The sequence below is a fragment of the Blastopirellula retiformator genome (assembly GCF_007859755.1).
Taxonomy (GTDB): Bacteria; Planctomycetota; Planctomycetia; order Pirellulales; family Pirellulaceae; genus Blastopirellula; species Blastopirellula retiformator.
Genome location: NZ_SJPF01000001.1, coordinates 819,486 through 836,774, shown reverse-complemented (window position 1 = coordinate 836,774; position 17,289 = coordinate 819,486). Strand labels below are relative to the sequence as shown.

10 protein-coding genes are annotated in these 17,289 nt (G+C 59.1%); 6 read left to right on the top strand and 4 right to left on the bottom strand.

Going from position 1 to position 17,289, the window contains the following annotated elements; translation table 11 throughout:
- Positions 1-59 precede the first annotated feature (59 nt).
- Complete coding sequence (locus tag Enr8_RS26550; protein WP_146429195.1) at positions 60-4,910, top strand: MG2 domain-containing protein; 4,851 nt, start codon at positions 60-62, stop codon at positions 4,908-4,910.
- 149 nt (positions 4,911-5,059) lie between these two features.
- On the opposite strand, the gene Enr8_RS03380 is transcribed toward Enr8_RS26550, so the two are convergent.
- The 4 genes from Enr8_RS03380 to Enr8_RS03365 all read right to left on the bottom strand — a co-directional run bounded on the left by Enr8_RS03380 (position 5,060) and on the right by Enr8_RS03365 (position 13,286).
- Positions 5,060-6,124 (bottom strand): methyltransferase, encoded by a 1,065-nt coding sequence (locus tag Enr8_RS03380; protein WP_146429194.1) that lies wholly within the window; start codon positions 6,122-6,124, stop codon positions 5,060-5,062.
- 152 nt (positions 6,125-6,276) lie between these two features.
- Positions 6,277-8,076: a TolC family protein gene (locus Enr8_RS03375; protein WP_146429193.1), complete on the bottom strand. Its 1,800-nt coding sequence runs from the start codon at positions 8,074-8,076 to the stop codon at positions 6,277-6,279.
- 534 nt (positions 8,077-8,610) lie between these two features.
- Positions 8,611-12,102, bottom strand: a complete 3,492-nt coding sequence (locus Enr8_RS03370; RefSeq protein ID WP_146429192.1) for an efflux RND transporter permease subunit — start codon at positions 12,100-12,102, stop codon at positions 8,611-8,613.
- Positions 12,103-12,116: 14 nt separating this feature from the next.
- On the bottom strand, positions 12,117-13,286 hold the full coding sequence (locus Enr8_RS03365) for an efflux RND transporter periplasmic adaptor subunit (RefSeq protein ID WP_146429191.1): 1,170 nt from the start codon (positions 13,284-13,286) through the stop codon (positions 12,117-12,119).
- 288 nt (positions 13,287-13,574) lie between these two features.
- Here Enr8_RS03365 and Enr8_RS25950 point away from each other — a divergent pair, with 288 nt between their 5' ends.
- The 5 genes from Enr8_RS25950 to Enr8_RS03340 all read left to right on the top strand — a co-directional run bounded on the left by Enr8_RS25950 (position 13,575) and on the right by Enr8_RS03340 (position 17,213).
- Positions 13,575-14,027: an SEC-C metal-binding domain-containing protein gene (locus Enr8_RS25950; protein WP_246119932.1), complete on the top strand. Its 453-nt coding sequence runs from the start codon at positions 13,575-13,577 to the stop codon at positions 14,025-14,027.
- A 121-nt stretch (positions 14,028-14,148) separates the two neighbouring features.
- Positions 14,149-14,589 carry an AAA family ATPase gene (locus Enr8_RS03355; protein WP_146429190.1) on the top strand — a complete coding sequence of 147 codons (441 nt, stop codon included), beginning with the start codon at positions 14,149-14,151 and terminating at the stop codon, positions 14,587-14,589.
- Positions 14,579-15,355 carry a tRNA(His) guanylyltransferase Thg1 family protein gene (locus tag Enr8_RS03350; protein WP_146429189.1) on the top strand — a complete coding sequence of 259 codons (777 nt, stop codon included), beginning with the start codon at positions 14,579-14,581 and terminating at the stop codon, positions 15,353-15,355. Before Enr8_RS03355 ends, Enr8_RS03350 begins: the two co-directional genes overlap by 11 nt.
- A gap of 2 nt (positions 15,356-15,357) precedes the next feature.
- On the top strand, positions 15,358-16,098 hold the full coding sequence (locus tag Enr8_RS03345; RefSeq protein ID WP_146429188.1) for an RNA ligase family protein: 741 nt from the start codon (positions 15,358-15,360) through the stop codon (positions 16,096-16,098).
- Positions 16,095-17,213: an AAA family ATPase gene (locus tag Enr8_RS03340; RefSeq protein ID WP_146429187.1), complete on the top strand. Its 1,119-nt coding sequence runs from the start codon at positions 16,095-16,097 to the stop codon at positions 17,211-17,213. The genes Enr8_RS03345 and Enr8_RS03340 overlap by 4 nt, the downstream gene beginning before the upstream one ends.
- Positions 17,214-17,289 lie beyond the last annotated feature (76 nt).

The following is a 17,289-nucleotide window of genomic DNA, read 5'->3' as shown; positions in this document are numbered from 1 at the left end:
CGCCGCCAGTCGGCCGCGCGTTTCCCTTCGCTTCGCCTTTTGATTTCAGGATCATCACGATGTCCACGAAATTTTCCCACGTTCTCGATGATGTCGACTCCTACGTGCATGGTGCGCTGTCGGTCGCCTATGCCGATCGCGTCCGTCAGCACTGCGAACAATGCGCGATCTGCCAGGCGGCGCTCGACGAAGCGCGCAAGCGGGCCGAGTTGTACCAGTTGCTGCCGCCGATGGAAGCGTCGCAAAGCCTGATCGAAGCGACCGAGGCGAAGATCGCCGCGTTGGGAAAGCGAACGCGCCTGCAAAGGGTCGGCGACTGGTGGGGGGAGATGCCGCTGAAACAAAAGTTCTATACGACCGCCGTTACGCTGGCGGCCACCTTTCTGCTGGTCATCGTCAGCTTGCAAGCTTATTACACCAACCTGGCGCCTTCTCCCTATGACGTGAAAGTGCTGGGGCAGACCGATTTGCTCTCCGATACCGAGTCGTCGCTGCGGGTGGTGGTCTTTAATACCGAGAGCGACGAGACGATCGCCGACGTGCCGGTCGACATTGCGATCGCCAAACCCGACTCGGACGAAGTCTTTCATCTGACCAGCTTTCAGACCGACGCCCAAGGAAGCGGACGCCCCCGGATTCAGCTGCCCGATTGGAGCGACGGCGACTACGAACTGCGGATCGTCGCGCATCCCGCGGGAGGCGACCAAAAGTTGACGCACAAGATCCATCTGCGCCGCGCGTCGCAAGTAATGGTGACGACCGACAAGCCCGTTTATCAGCCGGGCCAGACGATCCACATGCGGAGCCTATCGCTGCGGCGTCCCGACTTGAAACCAACTGCCGGCCAGGCGGTCACCTTCCGCATCACCGATCCCAAAGGAAACGTGATCTATCGCAAGCAGGACGTGACCAGTCGCTATGGAATCACGTCGCTCGACTGTCCGTTGGCCCAGGAAATCATCGAGGGGCAATACCGCATCGAGTGCCTGGTGGGCGAAACCGAAAGCGCCGTCGCCGTCGACGTCAAAAAGTACGTGCTGCCGAAGTTCAAGCTGGAAGTCGAGCTCGACAAGTCATACTACCAGCCAGGCGATCGGATCGAAGGGACCGTGCAGGCCAACTACTTCTTTGGCAAACCGGTCGCAAAGGGGACGGTCAACGTGCGTCTGCGGACCAGCGATGTCGCGAGCGACGCAACCGACCAAGCGACTGTTGAGACCAATGCCTCTGGCGTCGCGCAATTTTCGCTCCGCCTGCCCGATCGACTGGTTGGGATGCCGCAGGAAAACGGAAACGCCCGGGTGAATGTGCAGATCAAAGTCGTCGACACAGCGGGGCAGGAACAAACGAAAACTGTCTCGCGGATCGTTACCATCAATCCGATCCACGTGCAGATCATTCCGGAATCGGCGAAGCTCGTGCAAGGAATTCCCAATCGCGTCTACGTGTTGGCCAACTACGCCGATGGTCGTCCGGCCGAGGCCCGCATCGCGATGAGCGGCGTCAGCGAAGAGCTTACCACTTCACCACTAGGCGCCGCCGTTTGCGAATTGACGCCGAAGTCGCCAGAGCTCGACATCATCGTCCGGGCGACCGACGAAGCGGGCTTGGTGGGGCGGAGCCAGGTGAAGCTGACGTGCGGGGAAGCGGCGCATGATTTTCTCGTTCGCACCGACAAGGCGGTCTACGACGGAGGCGAGGTGATGCGGCTGTCGGCGATCGGCGGCGGCAACGAACCGGTCTTTCTCGACTTCGTCAAAGATGGTCAGACGATCCTGACCGACTCGATAGAAATGAAGGACGGGCATGGCGAGTATCTGCTCGATCTGCCGCCAGAGATGTTCGGCACGCTGGAGTTGTGCGCCTATCGCTTCGACCAGCAGGGCCAACCGGTCCGCAAGACGCGGGTCCTCTACATTCGCCAGGCCAATGAACTACAAATCACGGCGAAGCTTGATCGCGATCAGTATCGCCCCGGCGAAAAAGCGAAGATCGCCTTGAAGCTGACCGATCAAGACGGCAAACCGGCGCCGGGCGCGATCAGCCTGGCGGCGGTCGACGAAGCGGTCTTCTCGGTGCTTGGTTCCGGCGCGCAAATGCAGCAAAGCTTCTTCCTGCTTGAGCAGGAGTTGCTGACGCCGGTCTACGCGATCTATCCCTGGTCCCCGTCATTGGATCTAGAGGGACGCCCAGCCGATCGTCGCCTCTTTGAGCAAGCCCTGTTCGCCGGCGCCGAGCGTCGCGAGAAGTCGAAACGCGAGGCGATGATGGAGCGCCTGCTTCCCTTCGTCGAGAACAACCAGGAAGTTTTTGAGGTTTTCAATCGCTCCGATTGGGAAGAGTTGGTCGACCTGTCGGCCTACTTCCCGCCGGACGTGCTCGACGACCTGCGCGACGAGCCGAGCTACCACTCGCTGACGGCGTCGTCTCGCCCGGAACATGTGCAGGCGATCGAAGCGACCAAACGGGAAGGGATGGATTTGGTCGGATTCTTGTGGTGGATCTTCGCCCTCGTTTTCGGCATCCCCGGGTTCGTGATCGTGCTCTCGTATGTCTTTGAGACGACGCGGATTGCGGAGGTGATAACGGTGATCCTGATTGGCGGCGTGTTAATTTCGCTTCTCCTGCCGGCGGTTCAGCAAGCGCGGGAAGCAGCACGTCGGGCAGAAGCAGTGAACAACCTAAAACAGTTGGGCCTCGCCGCTTTTACGATGGAGGAATTTGAACCTATCGATGAGATGGGCCTTGAGTTTGACCGACCACCAGGCGAAGCGGGCAAACAGGTTCGCGTTCGGCAATGGTTCCCCGAAACCTTGCTGTGGCGTCCCGAGCTAATCACTGACGACCAGGGACGCGCGACGATTGACGTTGACCTGGCCGATTCGATCACCTCATGGAGATTGACCGCCAGCGCCGTTTCGGCCAACGGGCAGTTGGGAGCGTCGCAGTCGTCGCTGCGCGTCTTCCAGCCCTTCTTCGTCGATTTGAACCTGCCGGTGGCGCTGACGCGGGGCGATGAGGTTGCGGTCCCGGTGGTCGTCTACAACTATTTGGACGAGCCGCAGGAAGTGGCGCTGACGCTGGCGTCGGCGCCTTGGTTTGAGGGTCTCGACGAGGCCGAGCAGTCAATCACGCTGCAGCCTGGCGAAGTTCGCTCGCTGCACTACCGCATCCGCGCCGAAAAGGTGGGACGTCATAAGCTGAAGGTGACCGCCCACAGCGGCGAAGTGGCGGACGCCTTGGAGCGCGAGATCGAAATCATCCCCAACGGGCGGCCAGTCGAAACGGTCTTTAATGGCGTGCTCGATTCGGCGACCGAATTGAACTTGAACGTCCCTGACGACGCGGTCGAGGGGAGCGTCACCGCGATCGTGCGGTTCTATCCGTCGACGTTCAGCCATGTGGTGGAAGGTCTCGACGGCATCTTCCAACGTCCCTATGGCTGCTTCGAGCAAACCTCCTCTACCACGTATCCCAACGTCCTGGCGCTCGCCTACCTGAAACGAACAGGCAACTCGGCGCCAGAGGTCGAAGCGCAAGCTCGGCAGTACATCCACCTCGGCTATCAGCGTCTGCTAACCTTTGAAGTCGCCGGCGGTGGATTCGATTGGTTTGGGCGGCCGCCTGCCAATCGAACGCTGACCGCTTATGGCCTGATGGAGTTCCAAGACATGGCGCGGGTTCACGACGTCGATCCGGCGCTGATCGAGCGCACGCGTCGCTGGCTGTTGGGGCAGCGCAAGCCTGACGGAACGTGGGATCCGGAAGGACATCGTTTTCATGGCGATCCCGCGAGCGGCGGCGGCGATCTGGCTCGCCTGAGCACGACCGCCTACATCGCCTGGGCAGTCTACGACGGCGAGACGAATGACGCGCAGTCGCAAGCGACGCTCAATTATCTTCGTTCATTCCGGCCCAACCAGATTGACGATCCCTACACGCTGGCTCTGGTTTGCAACGCCCTGTTGGCGATCGATCCGACCACATTCGAGGCCCAACCCTATCTGGCTCGATTGCAGACGCTACGGCAGACGTCGAGCGATGGCAAGCGAACCTGGTGGGGAAGTAGCAATTCTGGGCGAACCATGTTCTACGGAGCCGGTCGCAGCCAAGATATCGAAACGACCTCGCTGGCCATGTTGGCCCTGATTCGTGGAAAACGCGAAGCGGCGACCATTCGCGGCGGGCTCTCTTGGCTGATCGATCATAAGGATGGCCGCGGTACGTGGCATTCGACGCAAGCGACGGTCCTCGCCCTAAAGGCGCTGATCGCAGGGACCGGACGGACCCTTAGCGATGAAAAAGAGCGACGGATCGAACTGCAACTGGCCGATCGACCGGCAGAGCGCATCACCATTCCGGTCGACCAGGCCGACGTGATGCGGCAGATCATTCTGTCAGATCGGTTCACAACTGGGCTGTCGAAGCTAAGACTGAGCGACGCCACCAATACGTCGACTGGCTACCAGGTGGTGCTGAAGTATTACGAAGAACTGGCGGGGCCGGAGCAGCCGGAAGAGCCGTTGACGGTCCAGCTCGAGTACGATCGTACCGAGCTGGCCGTCAACGACTCGATTGTCGCGACCGCCACGGTCACCAATCGCATGTCCGAAGAGGCGCCGATGGTGATGCTCGACCTGCCGATTCCAGCCGGCTTTGAGGTCAGCCGGGCTGAATTTGAAGAACGCAAACTGCTGGGTGATATCGAGAAATACGAGATCAACGCCCGCAGCGTGATTGTCTATCTTCGCGGCCTATCGCCAGAAGAGCCGCTGACGCTGGCGTACGAACTGAAGGCGACGATGCCGGTCGATATTCTCGCCCTCCCGGCGGTCGCCTACGAGTACTACGACGAGGACAAGCGGGGGACGAGTCAGTCGGTCCGCCTCTTGGTGCAAGCGGCGCCCTAAACCAGGTCAAGTCGACAACGCGGTGAGCTGCGGCTGGACTGCGGCAATTCGCTGCTGCAGCACGAGATCGCGGATCCTCGGCGGAACTGCCTTGATCTACACTAGTTCAGCTGCCGAAATCCTACCGAGTCTTGCACTCTTCCTTCCCCTTATTTCACGCCTGCCAAGACGCCGCAGTGCACCAGCGTCGGCACGATTGGCTGCGGCGTCAGTCCAGCGGCAGTCAGCATCTCGCGATACTCAGCGCCGCTGTAGGCGCGACCTTCAGTAAAGGAGAAGAGCGACGCCGAGTAGAGGGCGATCGGCAGCGGTCCATCGAGCGCGTCATCGAGAAACACGTCATGGATCAAGAGTCGACCGCCGGGCGCAAGCGCCGCGGCGCAGCGATCGACCACTTGCTGACACTCGGGCTTGTCCCAATCATGTAGGATGTTCGAGAGCAGAATGACGTCGGCTCCGGCCGGGATCTCATCGGCGAACATATCGCCGCCGACCAACTGACAGCGATCGGTGACGCCATACTGTTCGGCCATTTCGCCGGCGATTTTCAGCACTTCTGGGCGATCAAACACGATCGCCTTCAGGTCCGGGTTCTTCTGCAGCAGGGCGTGCGAATAGATGCCGGTACCGCCGCCGATGTCGAGCAACAACTTCGCCCCTGCGAGCGAAACCGCTTCGGCCAGATGCGGCGCGACGTTCTTCGCCCGACCAGCCAGCGCGAGCGTAAAGTGCCGGGCCGACGCTTCCGCCTCCATCGCCGACTTGATGCCGTCGCGATAGATGAACGCGGCGCCCCCTTCTTCGCTATCGTCGCTCCCCAAAGGACGGTTCGTCTTCAGTAAGCGGACCATCGTCAACACGCCTGGCGTTTGCGCCGCCAAGCCAATATAGTCGCCGCAGTCGAGCGGCCCGCCCGGTACGAGATGCTCAGCCGCAAGCGGGGTGAGCGCCAGTTTGCCGTCCGTTTCTTGCAACAAGCCCATCGCCCTGAGGGCCGTCAGCAGCACGTGCGCGGGACGCTCTTCCAATTGCAACGCCTGACGGAGCGACGCGAAATCGAGCGGCTGCTGCTGAAGTCGACCGAACAGGTCGAAATGAGCGACCGCCGCGGTTAACAACTCCGAGCCATGCATCCCCCGAAAATGCTCAAAGATGGGGGTCGGATCGGTCTCGGGTCGGTGGAGCGCAGCAGCGGCATTGGCGGCGGAGTTCATGGGGCGTCACTTCCGGGCAAGGGAGAAACTCGACATCGGTCGCAATCGACTTGGGTGACTACGAACCAGCAAGTCCCTAGTATCGCAAGTCGCCCCACGGCGATCCACCCGAGACGCCGATCGCCGCTACTTGCCTGCGTTGGTAAGCGGCGCTACGGACGCAGCGGATTTTCGATCAACACCGGCGGCGGATAGGCGGCCGGCTGATCGTAGGAGACGGGACGATTGGGCGTGGCGGGCGCGGGGTTGTTCGCCCAGATTGGATCGACGTGCGCCGGTTGCAAGCTCACTTGGTCGGGCTGCGACAGTTCCTGCGGATCGATCGCCGGCGGCGCCATCGTGGGGACGGCCGGTACCGGTGAAGCGGCGGTCGGTTCCGGCAGGTCGACCGCGTCCTCCGGCATTGGCGGCATGATCACTTCGTCGGGCTCAATCAGCAGAGGTTCACAGTAAACGTCCAGCCACGTCGACCCGCTGCTCGACCAGAGGAAGCCGCCGCCGAGGGCCTGGTACGCTTTTACGATCGCCGACAGTTGCTGTCGCTTCGTCTCGATCAAATCGGTTCTCGCTTCCAGCAAGTCGCGTTGCGAGAAGAGGACGTCGACGTATTCGGCCCGGGCGTTCTGGAACAGATCAGTCGCCACGTTGACCGATTCATCCAAGGCGGCGACCTGACCTTGCTTGATCTGGACGCTCTGGCGGTAGTTCTCGACCTTGGTGATGGCGTTGATCACTTCGGTGTAGGCGTTCAGCACGGTCCGCTGATAGTCGTAGACCGCTTGCAGCTGACGCGCGTTGGCGTTCAGGTAGTCGGCCTTGATCGCCGACTTGTTGATCAAAGGAGCGACCAGTTCGCCGGCGGCGTTGGCGATAAAGGAGCCCGGGTCAAACAGGTAGCGCGGATTGAACGCCTCGTAACCGATGCCGGCGGTGATGTCGAACCGCGGGAAGAAGCGAGCCCGGGCGACCAACACGTCGAGTCCCGACGCGGCCAGCTCTCGCTCGGCGGCGCGAATGTCGCGGCGATTGGCGAGCAATTGCGCCGGCACCCCGACCGCCAACACTTGCGAATCGAGGACGATGAAGTCCCACTCGGTGCGAGCGACCGGCTGCGGATAGCGGCCGACCAGGAAGTTAATCTTGTTTTCGGTCTCGATAATCTGCTGCTTGACGATCAGCAACTCGCTTTCGTTCTTCCGCACTTCGGCCAGAAAACGCTGCACGCCCAGTTCGGTACCGCGACCGGCGTCTTTTTGCGCCTGGGCCACTTCCAGGCTTTGCTTTTGGATGGCGATCGTTTGATTGAGGTATTGCATCCGCTTGTCGAGGGCCGCCAGTTCGTAGTAGCTGGTGGCGATCTCGGCGACCAGTTGGGTAACGAAGTAGTTTCGCACTTCGACCGCTTCGACATACCGCTGCATCGCGGCGTCGCGGGCGTTTCGCAGTTCTCGCCAAATGTCGATCCGCCAGAAGAGATTGGCGGTTAGTCCAACGTTGGGCAATGGATCGGGGAACTTGCCGCCCACTGGATAGGTCAGTTGCTCTTCCGCGGCGCCAAGCGGAGTGAATTTGCTGGTTCGCTCCATACCGCCGCGGGCGCCGACCGAGACGAACGGCAGGATGGCGCCGCGACGAGCCATGATTTCGTTGCTGGCGATCCGAATTTCCTGATTACGGATCTTCAGCTCCTGGTTGTTAACCAGCCCCTGCGCCATCAACTGCGTCAGCACGCGATCGTCGAAGAACTCTTCGATGCCGACGTCGGCCGAGTTCTGAGCGGTCGTCTCACCGTTGAAGTCGTACGGCAGATCCGGCCCCTTCTTGGCGCAACAGAGTTTGGGAATCGAGCATCCAGACAAGGCCGCTAACAGAACGCAGGCGATGGCGACTACGATCAGGCATTGCCGCGACGCACTCGTCTTGAAACCAACGTTAGGTCGACTCCGTCTCATCGTTCCGCCCCTTGCGACTTCTGCCAATCGTTTGGTGTTCGATCCCATGCCTTCCGCGCTGGTGGCGGACTTTTTCGGTCAGTGCTAGTATCCGTAGCCAGACGGTCCAATTGCGACAGACCGCATAACGCGTGGGCTAGATACTTCCCGCTCAAATCGTATCGGCAGAAAAATAAGGGCAGGTCAGGCAATCCTTCGCGTCCGGCGCGGCGGCGGCGATCTTACCTGATCGAATCGCTAGAAAGACGCGGGAAAACAGCAGGTTTCGCCGCGTCGCCAGCACATCATTAAAAGACATTAAGGGGCCGATTAGGCGGTCTAGGGGAAGACGATCCGCACTTCATCCTCGCCGCGCCGCGAAGCCATTGGCGCATACAACCGCTACCAGCTGCAAACCTTACCAAGTCCGCCAACGAAAACGCCGCAGCAAATTCGCTGCGGCGTATTCAAATTTCTCGCACATCGCCTGGCCCTGCCGAGAGCGATGCGTTTAAGTTTGACGATCTGGCAAACTCTTACGGAATCTTCCGCGGGCTACGCCTGGCTCGGGCCATGCTGCGAGTCAGGCCCACCCATTTCATGCGGCGGATGCGCCTGGTCACGCTCGAAGATCTCGCTGAGCGGGTCGTCATGCTCTTGCTTGATCAACTGCTTGCCGTCCGACAACTTGGCGAACAGGTAATACAAACCGGGAATGACCAGCACGCCGATCAGCGTACCCATCAGCATCCCGCCGACGGCCGTCGTACCGATCGTCCGGTTGCCGATGGCGCCAGGACCGGTTGCCCGGACCAGCGGAATCAGACCGGCGACGAACGCGAACGACGTCATCATGATCGGGCGGAAACGGAGTGCGCCCCCCTCGATCGCCGCGTCGCGGATACTGAGCCCTTCGTGTCGCCGCTGGACGGCGAACTCGATAATCAGGATCGCATTCTTGCCAAGCAAACCGACCAGCATCACCAGGCCGATTTGGCAATAAACGTCGTTCGCCAGCCCCATCCCTTTTAGCATCAGAAACGAACCGAACAATCCGACCGGCAGCGAGACCAGCACCGCCAGCGGCAGCAGGAAGCTCTCGTATTGCCCGACCAGCACCAGGTAGACGAAGATCACCACGACCGCAAAAATAAGGACCGCCGTGTTTCCCTTGCCCGCTTCGTCATAGGCCAAGCCTTGCCAGCCGATGCCGTAGCCATGCGGCAGCACTTCGTCGGCGACTTCTTGAATCGCCTGCAGCGCTTGACCGCTACTATAACCCGCCGCCGGAGCGCCTTGGATAATCGCCGTCGTGTAGAGATTGTAACGGTTGATTTCGTTCATCCCCTGCCGCTTCTCGATCTTCATGAACGCCGAGTAGGGAACCATCTCCCCTTCGTCGTTCTTGACGTACATGTTGTCGAGGTCTTCGGGATAGCGGCGATACTCGGGCGCCGACTGCACGTAGACCTTGGAAAACTGACCAAAGCGAATGAAGCCCTGCTCCCAGGTACTGCCGACCACGATCGAGAAATTCTCCATCGCGTCTTCGATCGACACCCCTTTCTGCATGGCGACGTCATTGTCGATCAAAATCTCGTACTGCGGATAGTCGTTCGCGAAGAAGGTAAACAACCCTTTCAACTCTTTCCGCTTTTCAAGGGCGGCCAGGAAGTCCTCGGTCACCTTGCCAAACGCGTCGTAGTCGCCGGTATTCGTCTTATCGAGCAAGCAGAGTGAGAAACCGCCCGCGGCGCCAAAGCCCGGCACAGCCGGCGGCTCGAAGAACTCCAGCTTCACGTTCGAGATCTCACGACCCCGCTCTTCCAACTCGGCGATCAATTCCTTGGACGTCAGTTCGCGTTCAGCCCAGGGCTTCAGGTTGATCAAGCAGGTACCAGCGTTCGAGCCGCGACCTTCGGTCAAGATTTCGTAGCCGGCCAGCGAAGTGACCGACGTGACTTCGTCAAATTCTTTGCAGATCTTCTGCAGTTCGTGCGACTTCGAGTTTGTGTATTCGAGCGTCGAGCCCGGCGGAGTCTGAATGATTCCATAGATGACCCCCTGGTCTTCCAAAGGAATAAAGCCGGACGGCAACACTTCGTTGACGACCAGAATGCCCCAGCCGAACAAGCCGATCACCGCCATCGTCACGATCCGCCGGGTCACGACCAGACCGACAACGCCGACATAGCCGCGGGTCACCCATTCGACGCCGCTATCAAACACTTTCAGGAACATGCCGATCGGCCCCCGCAACTTCTTCTCACCCTCGCGACTGCCGGAGAAGACTGCCCGGAAGGTGAAGAAGAAGAGAACCGCCATCACAGCGCCGATCGTCATCATCCGAGTCGGCGTCAGCTCCAGTTGTTCCGAGATGACCTCGTGCACGATCTCGACATGCAGCAATTCGTAAATTCCGTAGCCGACCGCGGCGCCCAGAATCATCGACAGCACCAGGCGGATGGGGTTAGCGGCATCGCCGGTTCGATTGATGACGCCGTTCATCAAGCCGATAATGCCGGTCTGTTTTTGCTGGCCGTGGGGCTTCAAGATCATCGCACACAGCACCGGCGTCAGCGTCAACGCCACCACGCCCGACAGCACGATCGACATCGCCATCGTCAGGGCGAACTGCCGATAGAAAACGCCGACGGCCCCCGGCATAAAGCAGACCGGGATAAACACCGAGGTCATCACCAGCGTAATCGCGATGATTGCCCCGCTGATTTCGCCGACCACTTCTTTGGTCGCCGCGTAGGGAGAGAGATGCTTCTCGTGCATTTTGGCGTGGACCGCTTCGACCACCACGATCGCGTCGTCGACCACCACGCCGATCGCCAACACCAGGGCGAACAGCGTGATCAGGTTGATCGACATCCCGAACATACTCATGAAGAAGAACGTCCCAATCAACGAGACCGGCACCGCCAAGGTCGGAATCAACGTACTGCGGAAGTCCCCCAGAAACAAAAAGACCACCAGCGACACCAGCACGAACGCTTCAAACAGCGTGTGCAGCACCTTCTCGATCGACGCGTCCAGGAAGCTCGAAACGTCGTAGCTGATCGCGTATTCCATCCCCGGCGGGAACATATCGGCTTTGAACTCTTTCAGCTTATCCTTCACCTCGTCGATCACGTCGGCCGCGTTGGAGCCGGGGATCTGCTTCAGCACGATCGAAGCGGACGGGTAGCCGTCGATGTCGGAATAGAGGTCGTAAAAGGCCGAACCGAGCGAGACGTTCGCAACGTCCCGCAGCCGGAGGATCTCCCCTTTTTCGTTGGCCCGCAGGATGATGTCGCCATATTGATCGGGTTTGTCGTACCGGCCGATCCAGGTCAGCACGTATTCGATCGTTTGCGAGGTCGTTCCAGTCGCCTGACCAAGCCGCCCTGGCGAACCGATCAGGCTTTGTTCTTTGATCGCCTCCATGATGTCGGCCGACGAAATGTTGTAGTTTCGCATGCGGTCGAGATCGAGCTCAACCCGCATCGCGTAGGCTCGGTTACCAAGAATCTTCGCGCGACCGACGCCGCGGGTCCGTTGGATCTCCGGCAGCAGGTTGGCGCTGACGTAGTTGTACAGAAAGTTTTGGTCGACTTTGGGGTCGGTGCTGTAAACGTTGACGTACATCAGCATGCTCGTCATGTTCTGCATGACGATGATGCCTTCTCGTTCGACGATTGGGGGCAGTTGGTTCTTGACCATCTGAATGCGGTTGTTGACGTTCAAGACCGCCACGTTCGGATCGGTGCCCGGCTCAAAGGTGATCATGATCGTCGCTTCGCCGGCGCTGGTGGCCGCCGAAGTCATGTACCGCATGTCCGGCACGCCGTTGATGGCCCGCTCCAAAATAACGAGCGTTGAGTCGACCAGAATCTTGGCGCTCGAACCAGGGAACGAGAGCGAGACGACGACGCTCGGCGGCGCCACGTCCGGAAATTGCGAAATCGGCAGCGACACGATCGATAGACCGCCCATGAACAAGATGAGCAGCGAGATCACGATGGCCAACGCCGGCCGATGGAGGAATTTGGAAAACATGCTAGGCGCCTCCCTTACTCGGCCGGATATTTCAGGTGGTTCAAAATCTCTTCGGGAGCGCGGTACTCGAACGCGATCTTGTCGCCATCGCGAACTTGTCGAATTCCCTCGAAGACGATTTTTTCACCCGGAGCCAAGCCCTCTTTCAGCACAAAGATGTCGTCCTGCTCGCTCTCGACCGCGATGTCGCGCTGATGGACGACGTTTTGCTCATCGACGACAAACGCATACCGCTTGTCGAGGATTTCGTACGTCGCCCGCTGCGGAATGACGAAGACGTCTTTCATCGTCCGGTGGATCAGAATCGTCCCGGTCTGGCCGTTTCGCAGCAGTCCGCTGGGATTGGCGAAGTCGGCCCGAAACTCGATGTTGCCGGTCGTATTGTTGAAGTCGGCCTCAATGGCGCCGATCTCGCCTTGCTGCGGAAAAATGGCGCCGTTGGCCAGCTTCAGTTCGATCGTCAGCTGATCTTGACTGTCGCCTTTGCTCTTATCGAGCTCTTGCTTGTATTCCAGATACCGCGCTTCCGACACGTTGAAGTAAACCCACATCAGATTGTTGTCGGACAAGGTCGTCAGAATGTCTCCTTCTTCGATCAGACTGCCCAACTGGCAATATTGGCGATCGACGATGCCGTCAAACGGCGCCTTCACGTCGGTAAAGTTCAGCTCGGCTTTCGCTAGTTCCATGTTGGCTTGCGCCTTGGCCAGCTCCGCCTTTTTCAGCATGATTTCCTGCGGCGAAACGATCCCTTTGGCGTTCAGCTTTTCGGCGTTCTGCAGTTCGATCGAAATTCGCTGCAGTTCGGCCGATTCCGAATCAAGTTTGGCCTGGTAGAGCGTGGGGAGAATCTTGAACATCCGTTCTCCCTTTTTCACCGCCTGACCTTCGTTGATCCCAATTTCGTCGAGGTAACCCCCTTCCAGGGCGCGAACTTCGATATGTTTGCAGGAGTGGATCTGGCAGACGTATTGTTGCGTACTGACCACATCCTTCACCACCGGGCTGGTGACGATGATCTTGTGTTGCGGATGTCCTGATTCGCCGTGCGCTTCGCCATGGGTTTCCGCGTGCGACTCCGATTCGCCGTGGATCTCTTCGTGGGATTCGGCCTGCGAAACGCAGCCGACAAAGGCGAGCGAAACCAGCCCCACAACAATGGCAGCAGTCTCTAAGATTTTCATAGCGCTGGTACATACCTCAAGGTTGAGAATGGGACGCGGACGGATTGGCGCTTGTTGGGGTTTGGGCCTTAGCAGGACCAGGTGGGTTGATCCATTCTTCGTCAAACTCTACTCTCCATCCCACCCTTCATTGCCTTACCTTAAGGAGTTTTAATTCTTAAGGCGCCATCACTCCCGTAAGACTTCGCTTTCTAGCTGCGGCGGCGATTCGCGGGTTCCCGAGGCTGCGCTCGCTCGTCACCTTGCCAAGCCTCGTGCCAGCGTTTGCCCCATGCAAGTCGCTATGCGATGCTACGTCGCGGCGGTGCGCCAAGTCGCATTGGCGAGAACCCGGCGCGCACGGTCTACCGCAAAGCGACGCCCGGCAACCGGAAGAATCGTCTCGACCGTTGCAGAGCAACCGGGCAAGGCGATGTGGAAAAAAGACGTTGGTTTCTTCCACGCCCTGCAAACGTTCTTGCGAACCTTTTGCTGCAGGAACTCTCTAAGCGGAAGAACTTTCACCAAGAAGAGGTGCGTCATGCGACACGACTTCGATCGACAACTCGACGAACAGCCATTTTTTTCGAGAACATGAGCAAGCGGCGCCATGGATTCCCTTCCGAAACGCAAGTGAAGCGCGGAGTGCGGATCGTCCATGGCGACAAACTGCTGGAAGAAAAGCTGGGGCGGAACGATCTTTGCCCCTGCGGTTCCGGCCTCCGCTTCAAGAGGTGTTGTCTCGCGAAAGGCTGTTTTTGACGGCGTGAACCGGGACCACTACTTTTAGAGGCGAAGCCTCTTAAGGAGAGATAGCAAGCCCACCCGGTTTTTCATAATCGGGCGGGCTTTTTGCGTTTCAGCACTGATCGCGAGCGTTGATATGGAAGGCATACTCTTCATCGGCCTGCAGGCCTCGGGCAAGTCGTCGTTCTATCGAGAACGCTTCTTCGCCACGCACGTGCGGATCAGTCTCGACTTGCTCCGCACACGCCATCGAGAGCGGCGTCTGATGACGGCTTGTCTGGAGACCGACCAGCCCCTGGTGATCGACAATACCAATCCAACGCGGGATGATCGGGCTTCCTATCTTGGCGCCCTGAAGAAGGCGAGATACTCCGTTGTCGGCTACTACTTTAGCTCGAAGATCGCCGAGTGCCTGGTGCGGAATCAGCAGCGTGAACACTCGATTCCGGAGGTTGGACTGCTGGCGACTGCGAAACGTTTAGAACTTCCTACGCAAGAGGAAGGTTTTGACGCCCTGTGGTACGTTCGCCTGAGCGAACGCGGCTTCGAGGTAGAGGAATGGAACGATGAGATTTAAACAGCTCGACAACAAGATGCGGGTATTTGAAACGGCATCCGATCTATGCGTGCTGCCCGAGATGTATATGGTTGCACGGCTCGACGGCCGGAGCTTCACTCGGCTAACGAAAGATGTTTGCCAGTTCAAAGCGCCATTCGACGTTCGGTTTCGCGACTTCATGACAGCGACGGCGAAGTCTCTGATGAACTGCGGATTTCGCGTGCTGTACGCTTATACCGAAAGTGACGAGATCTCGCTGCTACTTGATCGAGACGAACGTCATTTCGGTCGCAAGCTCCGCAAATACGTTTCGACTCTCGCCGGCGAGGCGAGCGCCCAATTCTCGCTACAACTCGGCCAGGCGGCCAGCTTCGATTGTCGCATCTCGCAACTTCCCAACATCGAGCTCGTCGTCGACTACTTCCGCTGGCGGTGTGAGGATGCGGCGAGGAACGCGCTCAACGCTTGGTGCTATTGGACGCTTCGCCAGGAAGGCTGCAGCGCTCGACAAGCGACGCGGCGTTTGCTTGGGCTATCTGTGCGCGACAAAAACGAGTTGCTGCTCCAACGGGGAATCAACTACAACAGTCTGCCGAGTTGGCAGAAACGTGGCGTCGGTCTGTACTGGGAAACGTTTGAGAAAACCTCCTTCAACCCAATCCTCAACCAAACGGTCGCTGCTCGCCGCCGGCGGATCTACATTGACTATTATCTGCCGAGAAAAGAAGAATACGCTGAGTTACTCCGGTCCCTCGTATTACCCCAACCAACACAAGGAGCCTAGCCATGGGTACGTCGCATGGCGACTTTACCAAGTATCCTCGCACGCCCCATCTGTTTGGGTCGCAGGGCACCGCCGATGACAAGCATCTTGGCGAGGCGGAATCGACGAAGCTTATCGCCGATCCGTCGCTGATCGTCGAAGAGAAACTGGACGGCACGAATGTCGGCATTCATTTTTCCGACGCCGGCGAACTGGTCCTGCAATGTCGCGGGCACCTGATCACCGAAGGCATGCATCCGCAATATGACCTGTTTAAACAATGGGCCATGGTTAAACGCCAGGTGCTCGAAGAAATGCTTGAGAACCGCTTCCTGCTGTTCGGCGAGTGGGTCTACGCCAAGCATTCGATTCACTACCGTCAACTGTCGCACTACTTTTTTGAGTTCGACATTTACGACAAACGGCACGGCGTCTTCCTCGATTTGCAGCGTCGCTTGGCGCGGCTGGAAGGAAGCGGCGTGCAGACCGTGCCGGTTGTGCATACCGGTTCGCTCCGACGTAGCGACTTGGAAAAGCAGATTGGCGCCTCGCGGTTCGACAGCAGCTTTGAGAATCCCTTTACAGGGAAGACCGACAACCGGATGGAGGGCTTGTATGTGCGAACCGAAGCCGAGGGCGCCGTTACCGCGCGGGCCAAGTTCGTGCGTCCCGAGTTTGTCGAAAAGATCAAGCGGAGTGAGCATTGGCAACAACAAGCCATGACGCCCAACCAACTGGCCGAAGGCGTGGATATCTGGCAATGAACTGGGAACAGCTGAAGAACGCGACCGTGGACGAAGTCGCCGCCTGGGCCGAAACGCAACCTTGGTGCGCCGCGATGGCGGCTTGCGCGCAAGACGCCCAGTGGCATGCCGAGGGAGATGTTTGGACCCACACCAAGATGGTCTTGCAGGAACTGCGCAGGCTTGATGAGTGGAGTAGTCTGCCGCAGCGAGATCAGACCAACTTGACGTTTACCGCCTTGTTTCACGACATCGCCAAGCCGCTGACGACCGAAGTCGATTCCGTAACCGGCCACGTTCGCTCTCCCAAACATGCAGTGAAGGGAGAGCATTTGGCTCGGGCGATTTTGCGCGACTTGGGCTGCGACTTGCTGACGCGCGAAGCGATCGCCCGGATGGTTCGGAACCACGGACGACCCACGTTTTTGCTGGAGCGATCCGAGCCGACGCATGAAGTAGTCCGCTTGTCATGGCTGGTCAATAATCGGTTGCTCTATCTCTTTGCGTTGGCGGATACCCGCGGCCGCGATACCGACTCGATGTCGCGGCCCGAAGAAAACCTGCACTATTGGAAGCTGGCGTCGGAAGAAGCGGGCTGCTACGACCAGCCCTATCCCTTTGCGACCGAGCATGCCCGCTTCACCTTCTTCCGTCAGGCCGAGCCGAACCTGCATTACGTTCCGCACGAAGACTTCCGCTGCACCGTGACGTTATTGTCGGGCTTGCCTGGCAGCGGCAAGGATACGTGGATCGCCCAGAACCGTAGCGAATTGCCGATCGTTGCGCTCGACGATATTCGGGTCGAGCTCGACATCGATCCGACCGACAACCAGGGAGAAGTCGCCCAGTTGGCCCGCGAGCGTTGTCGCGAATTGCTGCGCGCCAACAAGTCGTTCGCGTTTAACGCCACCAACACGATGCGATTGACCCGCGGCCGGTGGCTCGACTTGTTTAACGACTATGGCGCCCGGATCGAGATCGTCTATCTCGAACCGTCGCTGAAGCAGATTTTGGCGCAGAACAAGGCCCGCAGCAGCCAGGTTCCTGAAACGGTGATTCGCAAACTGGCCGAGCGGTGCGAACCGCCGACCTGGCTCGAATGCCATCGGCTGGAATATGGCGATTCGGCTGAATAGCCCCTCTAATCCTTCTGTTCTAGCTCCTTGGAAACTCCGTCACAAACCCGTGCGGCATGCTACACTTGCCAATTGC

Coding starts and splice junctions, on each gene's coding strand:
- Enr8_RS03350 (WP_146429189.1), top strand. CDS start 14,579: ATGAGATTTAAACAGCTCGACAACAAGATGCGGGTATTTGAAACGGCA.
- Enr8_RS26550 (WP_146429195.1), top strand. CDS start 60: ATGTCCACGAAATTTTCCCACGTTCTCGATGATGTCGACTCCTACGTG.
- Enr8_RS03370 (WP_146429192.1), bottom strand. CDS start 12,102: ATGTTTTCCAAATTCCTCCATCGGCCGGCGTTGGCCATCGTGATCTCG.
- Enr8_RS03375 (WP_146429193.1), bottom strand. CDS start 8,076: ATGAGACGGAGTCGACCTAACGTTGGTTTCAAGACGAGTGCGTCGCGG.
- Enr8_RS03345 (WP_146429188.1), top strand. CDS start 15,358: ATGGGTACGTCGCATGGCGACTTTACCAAGTATCCTCGCACGCCCCAT.
- Enr8_RS03380 (WP_146429194.1), bottom strand. CDS start 6,124: ATGAACTCCGCCGCCAATGCCGCTGCTGCGCTCCACCGACCCGAGACC.
- Enr8_RS03355 (WP_146429190.1), top strand. CDS start 14,149: ATGGAAGGCATACTCTTCATCGGCCTGCAGGCCTCGGGCAAGTCGTCG.
- Enr8_RS03340 (WP_146429187.1), top strand. CDS start 16,095: ATGAACTGGGAACAGCTGAAGAACGCGACCGTGGACGAAGTCGCCGCC.
- Enr8_RS03365 (WP_146429191.1), bottom strand. CDS start 13,286: ATGAAAATCTTAGAGACTGCTGCCATTGTTGTGGGGCTGGTTTCGCTC.
- Enr8_RS25950 (WP_246119932.1), top strand. CDS start 13,575: ATGCTACGTCGCGGCGGTGCGCCAAGTCGCATTGGCGAGAACCCGGCG.